Source organism: Hydrogenophaga electricum (genome assembly GCF_030160815.1).
Lineage (GTDB): Bacteria > Pseudomonadota > Gammaproteobacteria > Burkholderiales > Burkholderiaceae_C > Hydrogenophaga > Hydrogenophaga electricum.
Genome location: NZ_BSPB01000092.1, coordinates 1 through 7,048, shown reverse-complemented (window position 1 = coordinate 7,048; position 7,048 = coordinate 1). Strand labels below are relative to the sequence as shown.

Below are 7,048 nucleotides of genomic sequence, written 5' to 3'. Positions count from 1 at the left end.
CCGGCCGCGCGCACGCGGGCCACAGGCTGCTCGTCGTGCCGCGCAGGCGGGTGGGCGTGCAGGCCCGGGCTGCCCCAGACGGTGGGCAGGTCGGCGGTGAGCAGGTTGTCCTTGATCGAGAGCGGCACGCCGTCCAGCAGCGACCGCGGCGCCCCGGCCCGAAAGCGCTCGGTGCTGGCCTCGGCATCGGCCAGCACGCCGTCTTCGCGCAGGGCGATCAGCGCGTTCAGCGCCGGGTTCACGGCGTGGATGCGCGCCAGGCAGCTGCGCACCGCGTCCAGCGGCGTGACGGTCCCGGCGCGGTAGGCCGCGGCCAGCGCCGTGGCCGGCCACTGCCACAGGGGCGGTGCGTCGGCGGGCGCGCTCACATCTGCCCCGGCAGCCAGGTCACGATGGCCGGGAAGACCATCAGCAGCAGCGCAAAGCCCAGCAGGATGATCACGTAAGGCAAGGCACCCACGACGGCGTCGCGGATGGAGCCGCCGTCGGGGCGGATGCCCTGCACCACGAACAGGTTCATGCCCACGGGTGGCGTGATCAGCCCCAGCTCGCACATCAGCACGATGAAGATGCCGAACCACACCGGGTCGATGCCCATGGCCACGACGATGGGGAAGGTGATCGGGATGGTCGCCACCATCATCGAGAGCACGTCCATGAACATGCCCAGCAGCAGGTAGAACAGCACCAGAACCAGCAGCATCTGCGTGGGCGATAGGCCGAAGGAGGTGACCCATTGCGTCATGGTTTCGGCCACGCCGGTCAGGCTCACCGCCAGGTTGAGGATGAACGCGGCGGTGATGATCAGCAGGATCATGCCGCTGGTCTTGGCGGTCTGGATGAAGCAGTTCTGCAGCAGCCCCCAGCTCAGCTTGCGGCTGTGCCAGGCAAACCCCAGCGACGCCACCACGCCCAGCGCGGCCGATTCGGTGGTGGTGGCCACGCCGCTGTAGAGGCTGCCCATGACGATCAGGAACACCACGCCCGGCGGCACCAGGTCCTTGAGCAGACGCAGGCGCTCGGGCAGCGGCACCTTCTCCTCGCGGATGGCGCTGCGGGTCAGTAGCGCGTGCACCAGGATGTAGCCCATGAACGCCGCCGAGAGCAGCAGGCCGGGCACGATGCCGGCCACGAACAGCTTGCCGATCGAGGTGTCGGTGAGCGAGCCGTAGACGATCATGTTGACCGAAGGCGGGATCAGGATGCCCAGCGTGCCGCCGGCCGCGATGGAGCCCAGCGACATGCTCATCGGGTAGCCGCGCTTGTGCAGCGAGGGCAGCGCCACGGTGCCCACGGTGGCGGCCGTGGCGACCGACGAGCCCGAGGTGGCGGCGAACAGCGCGCTGCAACCGATGTTGGTGTGCAGCAACCCGCCCGGCAGCCGGCCGAGCCAGGCCGCCAGCGCGCCGAACATGCGGTCGGCGATGCCCGAGCGCAGCAGCAGCTCGCCCATCAGCACGAACAGCGGGATCGAGGTCAGCAGGTTGTCGTTGTGCACGCCCCAGACCACGGGCGCGATGGAATCGATGAAGGGCACGCCGTAGGCGACCATGCCGCCGACGATGCCGACCACCGCCATGGAGGTGGCGATGGGCAGGCCCAGCAGCATCATGCCCAGCATGGCGAAAAAGCCGATGGCGATGTAGTGCAGGCTCATGCGGCACCTCCCGGGGCAGCGGGCGCCTGGGCACCGGAGCGCTCTTTCAGGTCGTCCAGTTCTTCCTTGAGTTCTTCGCGTGTCGAGCGCGGGTGCAGCATGGCGTTGAGCGCCTCGGTGCGCCCGGTCAGCAGTTGCCAGGTGGCCACCAGCGCCACGCCCACGGCCAGCGCGCCGAACAGCATCAGCCCGATCAGCCAGGCGGTCTGCGGGTAGACCAGGGGCGTGGCCCAGGGCGTCTGCGCGACGCTCTGGTAGGTGCGCGAATCCTGGATCGCGAACCAGGCCAGGTAGGCCAGCAGCGCCGCGAACCCCGCCAGCGAGAGCGACGACAGCCAGTTCAGCGCCACCTGCACCGGCCGCGGCAGGCGCTCATGAAAAACATCCACCCGGATGTGGTTGCGCCCCAGCAGGGCCAGGCTGAAGGCCAGCGTGGCCCCGACGGCCAGGGCGTAACCGCCCAGTTCGTCGGCGCCTTGCAGCGAGACGTTGAACAGCTTGCGCAGGGCCGTCTCCAGCGCCACCACCAGCGACAGGGCGACGAATATCAGGCCGAACAGGGTGCCCAGCCAGCGTTCGAGGAGGTCTTTCATGAGGGTCTTTCCGTGGAAGCCTGGTGCGCGCCGGCACGGGGCCGGCGCGCACCGCAGGGCTTACTTGATGCCGATCACCTTGCCGACGGTCGCCTTCCAGGCGGCCGAGCAGCCGGGGTTGGCCTTGTCGCAGATCTCGGCCCAGGTGGGCACGGAGATGGTGGCCACGGCGTCACGCAGCGTGGTCAGGTCGGCGGGCTGCACCGGCACGTCCACCAGGTTGAACTTCTTGCCGGTGGTGCAGGGTTCCTTGCCGGCGTTGCAGTTCATCGCGTCCTTGGTCAGTTGCTCCGAATAGACCCAGATGTCGTCGGTCAGCGTCTTGAAGGCGGCCTGCATCTTGGCCTGCTGGTCGGCGTTCAGGCGGTTCCAGGCCTTGAGCGTGATGGCGTAGCCGTTGACCGCCATCTGGAAGCCGATGGGGTACTGGTGCGTGGTCACCTCGGGCCAGCCGGAGCTGTTGGCCGAGCTCGGGCCCGTGATGGCGCAGTCCACCACGCCCAGCGACAGCGACTGGTGCACTTCGGTGAAGGACAGCGGCACCGGCACACCGCCCACGGTCTCGATGAACTTGGCCAGATTCTGGTCGTACACGCGCACCTTCAGGCCCTTGAGGTCGGCCAGCTTGGCCACCGGCTTCTTGCAGAACAGGATCTGCGGGCCGAACGGCCAGGCGCCCAGCAGCTTGACCTGGAACTGCTTCTGCAGGCGCTGGTCGAGCGTGTCGAAATAGGCCTCATAGACCTTGCGCGCGGTCTCGTAGTTGGGCGCGGCGCCCACCAGGTCCAGGCCCAGCAGCGTGGGCTCGTCGCGCGAGTTCTGCGACACGCGCAGCGAAACGATGTCGAACAGGCCGGCCTTCATCACGCGCAGCTGTTCGGTGTCCTTGATCCCGAGCTGGTCCACCGCCTTGTAGTCCGCGTCGATGGGCAGGCCCGTGCGCTTGGCGAAATCGTCGAAGAAGGGCTTCTCCTTGTTCTTCTGCACCATGCCGGTGGCGGCGGGCTGGCCGATCACCTTGAAGGTGATGCGGTCCTGCGCCTGGGCAGGGCCGCCGGTCAGCAGGGCAGCGGCGGCGGCCAGCGGCAGCAGGCAGCGGGAAAGCGAGCGGGTCAGGTTCATGGGAAAACTCCTGGAAGGACAGAAAGGAACGGAAGGGGAGGAAGGGAAAACCGGTCGGACGCCGCCGGTCAGCGGCGCGCCCACAGGGTGGGGGTCTGGCAGGGCAGAAAGCGCCCCTGGCCGGCGCGGGGGTGGAACTGGCCGTCCCACACCACCTCGCCGCGACTGAGCGTGCAGGCCGGCCAGGCGCGCAGACGGTGGCCTTCGTAAGGGGTGTGGTCGACCGCGTGGTGCAGGTCGGCATTGCGGATGACGCGCTCGCCCTCGTCCCAGATCACCAGGTCGGCGTCGGCGCCGATGGCGATCGCGCCTTTGCGCGGGTGCAGCCCGTAGGCCTTGGCCGGATTGGTCGCGGTCAGCTCGACAAATTTTTCCAGCGTGATGCGCCCGCCGAGCACCCCTTCGGAGTACAGCAGCGGCATGCGCGTCTCCAGCCCGGGGATGCCGTTGGGGATGTGGCGGAACGGCTGTTCCTGCCCGCCCGGCTGCTTGCCTTCGGTGCCTTCGTAGTTGAAGGGGGCGTGGTCGGACGAGAACACCGTGAACAACCCGTCGCGCAGGCCGTTCCAGATCACCGCCTGGTTGGCGCGGTCGCGCGGCGGCGGGCTGCAGACGCAGCGGGCGCCCTGGTAGCTGTCGTCGAGCCCCAGGTCTTCCGCCGTCAGGAACAGGTATTGCGGGCAGGTCTCGGCAAAGATCGGCAGGCCGTGGGCGCGGCCCCAGCGGATCTGCTCCACCGCTTCCCGGCCCGACACGTGCACGATGAGGATGGGCACGTCGACCAGCTCGGACAGCGCGATGGCGCGGTGCGTGGCCTCGCGTTCGACCAGCATGGGCCGCGCGTGCGCGTGCCAGCGCGGTGCGGTGCGCCCGGCCGCTTCCAGCCGCCGCGTGAGCCATTCGATGCAGTCGGCGTTTTCGGCGTGGACCATGGCCAGGGCGCCGTGATCGCGCGCCACCGACAGCACGTCCAGGATCTGGCCGTCGTCGAGCTTGAGGTCGTCGTAGGTCATGTAGACCTTGAACGAGGTGTAGCCCTCGGCGATGAGCTGCGGCAGCTCGTGCTGCAACACCTCGGGCGTGGGGTCGCTCACGATCAGGTGGAAGGCGTAGTCCACATGCGCCTTGCCCTCGGCGCGGCGGTGGTAGTCGGCCACCGCCGCACGCAGCGACTGCCCCTTGGCCTGCGCCGCGAAAGGGATCACGGTGGTGGTGCCGCCGCAGGCGGCCGAGCGCGTGCCGCTGTCGAAATCGTCGGCCATGCGCACCGGGGCCTCCATGGGCTGGTCCAGGTGGCAATGGGCATCGACCCCGCCCGGCGTCACGACGCGCCCACGCGCATCGATCTCGCGCACCCCGGCCGGCAGCGATGCACCAATCTGGACGATGCGCCCCTGGTGCACGCCGATGTCGGCGTCGAAACAGTCGCTGGCGGTGGCCACGTGCGCATGGCGCACCACCAGATCCAACGGGGCATTCATGGGCGACTCCGGATAATTTTGTCGACCATGTTGTCTACAAAATGGTGCATAACTGTTGTCATGACTGTTGCCATGCAATCACTGTGCCAACCAGAATCCGGGCACGGCCTGTGCTTGTGCTCTCTCCGAAAATCTGGCCCCATCAAACCCTTTTCCCGAAGCAAACAATGTCGACAAGATTCTTTTATCCTGTCGACAAACAGTCGGACACCGAAAGCCAACCATGACCCGATCCGTGCGCCTGGGCGTGCTCACCCCCTCTTCCAACACCGCGCTGGAGCCGCTGACCAGCGCCATCGTGGCCACCGTGCCCGGCGCCAGCGCCCATTTCTCGCGCTTCCGGGTGACCGAGATTTCGCTCAGCGCACAGGCCCTGGGGCAGTTCGACGACAGCAAGATCCTGGCGGCGGCCGATCTGCTGGCCGACGCCCAGGTCGACGTGATCGGCTGGAGCGGCACGGCCGCCGGCTGGATGGGGTTCGAGCGCGACCTGCGCCTGGCCGAACGCATCCGCGAGCGCACCGGCATCGTCGCCACCACCGCCGTGCTCGCGCTCAACGAACTGCTGGCGCTGCAGGGCATCCGCCGCCTGGCGTTGGTGACGCCCTACACCACCGACGTGCAGCAGCGCATCGTCGCCAACTACGCCGCCATCGGGATCGAGGTGGTGGCCGAACGCCACCTCGGCATCTGCGTCAACCACGACTTCGCGCTGGTGCCCGAGTCGCAGCTCGACAGCCTGCTCGACGACGTGGCGCAGGCGGCACCGCAGGCGGCCGTCACCTACTGCACCAACCTGCACGGCGCGCGCCTGGCAGCGGCCTACGAAGCGCGCAGCGGCGTCACCCTGCTGGACACCGTGAGCACCACCGTCTGGGGCATGCTGCGCGCCGCCGGTGTGCCAGCCAGCCAGGTCACGGGCTGGGGTCGCCTGTATGGCTGGTGAAGCCTGCTGCCCGGGGCGCGTCGATAGAATGCCGCTCCATCCCGGTGCGACGCGCCGCCAGCCTCCTCCGACCATGCCACGCCCAGCCCGATCCGCGCCCACCGGTCTCCTGGCCCGGGAAAACGCCAACGACGAGATCTACGAGCGCATCTACGTCGCCATCCTCGAACATCGGCTGCACCCCGGCACCAAGCTGGGCGAGGACCGGCTGGCCAAGATCTTCAACGTCAGCCGCGCCCGGGTGCGCGAGGTGCTGAGCCGGCTGGCGCACGAGCAGATCGTCGAGCTCTACCCGCAGCGCGGCGCCTTCGTGGCCCAGCCCACACCGCAGCAGGCCATAGACGTGTTCGAGGCCCGGCGCCTGATCGAGCCGGCCATCCTCAAGCGCTTGGTGACCCAGCTCACGCCCGACAAGGTTGCCCGCCTGCGCCAGCACGAAGAGCTGGAGCACGACGCGCGGCGCCGCGACGACCGCCGCGCCGTGGTCCGCCTGTCGGGCGAATTCCACGTGCTGCTGGCCGAACTCGCCGGCAACTCGGCCCTGCTGCGCAGCCTGCGCGAGCTCTCGACGCTGACCTGCCTGATCATCTTCCTCTACGACGCGCCCACCGCCACCAGTTGCCGGGCCGACGAGCACGCCGAGATCGTCGACGCCATCGCCAAGCGCGACACGGCGCGCGCCGAAAAGCTGATGCTGGCCCACCTGGATCACATCGAACACAGCCTCTCGCTGGACAACAACACCGTCGAGGTCGACCTCGAAGCGGTCTTCAGGGACTGAGCCCATGGCGCCCGCCGCGCACACGCCGCCCGGGCGCCGCCTGCTGCTGGTCAACCCCAACACCTCGGCCACCATCACCGAACGTCTGGCCCTGTCGGCCCGGCCCCATCTGCCCGCCGGCACCACGCTGACCGCGCTCACCGCCACCGAAGGCCCGGCGGCCGTGCGCTCGCCGGACCAACTCGCCGCAGCGGGCGCGCGCGTGCTGGCCATGGCCCAGGCGCACCAGGCCGATCACGATGCGGTCATCGTCGGCATTTCGCTCGATTGCGGACTGGCCTCCACGCGCGCCGCGCTGGCCCCGCGGCCGGTGCTGGGCATGACCGAAGCGGCCTGCCTGATGGCCAGCCTGAGCGGGCCGCGCTTTGCCCTGCTCACGCTCGGCGCGGCCATGGCCGACAGCTACCGGGACCACGTGCAGGCGCTGGGCTTCGGGCCGCGCCTGCTGGGCGTGGCCGCACCCGAAGC

At 69.0% G+C, this 7,048-nt stretch carries 8 protein-coding genes; 3 read left to right on the top strand and 5 right to left on the bottom strand.

The window, feature by feature from the left end; translation table 11 throughout:
- The 5 genes from QQK43_RS22275 to hydA form a co-directional block, all read right to left on the bottom strand.
- A partial coding sequence (locus QQK43_RS22275; RefSeq protein WP_284309509.1) for an amidase family protein occupies positions 1-368 on the bottom strand: 368 nt, incomplete at its 3' end.
- Positions 365-1,657, bottom strand: a complete 1,293-nt coding sequence (locus tag QQK43_RS22270) for a TRAP transporter large permease (RefSeq protein WP_284309508.1) — start codon at positions 1,655-1,657, stop codon at positions 365-367. The genes QQK43_RS22275 and QQK43_RS22270, both read right to left, overlap by 4 nt.
- Positions 1,654-2,250, bottom strand: a complete 597-nt coding sequence (locus QQK43_RS22265; RefSeq protein ID WP_234264156.1) for a TRAP transporter small permease subunit — start codon at positions 2,248-2,250, stop codon at positions 1,654-1,656. Before QQK43_RS22265 ends, QQK43_RS22270 begins: the two co-directional genes overlap by 4 nt.
- A gap of 60 nt (positions 2,251-2,310) precedes the next feature.
- Positions 2,311-3,372 carry a TRAP transporter substrate-binding protein gene (locus QQK43_RS22260; RefSeq protein ID WP_284309507.1) on the bottom strand — a complete coding sequence of 354 codons (1,062 nt, stop codon included), beginning with the start codon at positions 3,370-3,372 and terminating at the stop codon, positions 2,311-2,313.
- 68 nt (positions 3,373-3,440) lie between these two features.
- Complete coding sequence (gene hydA, locus QQK43_RS22255) at positions 3,441-4,853, bottom strand: dihydropyrimidinase (RefSeq protein WP_234264158.1); 1,413 nt, start codon at positions 4,851-4,853, stop codon at positions 3,441-3,443.
- Positions 4,854-5,076: 223 nt separating this feature from the next.
- On the opposite strand from hydA, the gene QQK43_RS22250 reads away from it, so the two are divergent.
- The 3 genes from QQK43_RS22250 to QQK43_RS22240 all read left to right on the top strand — a co-directional run.
- Positions 5,077-5,799, top strand: a complete 723-nt coding sequence (locus QQK43_RS22250; RefSeq protein ID WP_284309506.1) for a maleate cis-trans isomerase family protein — start codon at positions 5,077-5,079, stop codon at positions 5,797-5,799.
- A gap of 73 nt (positions 5,800-5,872) precedes the next feature.
- Entirely contained in the window at positions 5,873-6,580 is a 708-nt protein-coding gene (locus QQK43_RS22245; RefSeq protein WP_284309505.1) for a GntR family transcriptional regulator, read from the top strand.
- Between the two features lie 4 nt (positions 6,581-6,584).
- Positions 6,585-7,048 (top strand): aspartate/glutamate racemase family protein (locus QQK43_RS22240; RefSeq protein ID WP_284309504.1); only part of this gene is annotated, 464 nt, incomplete at its 3' end.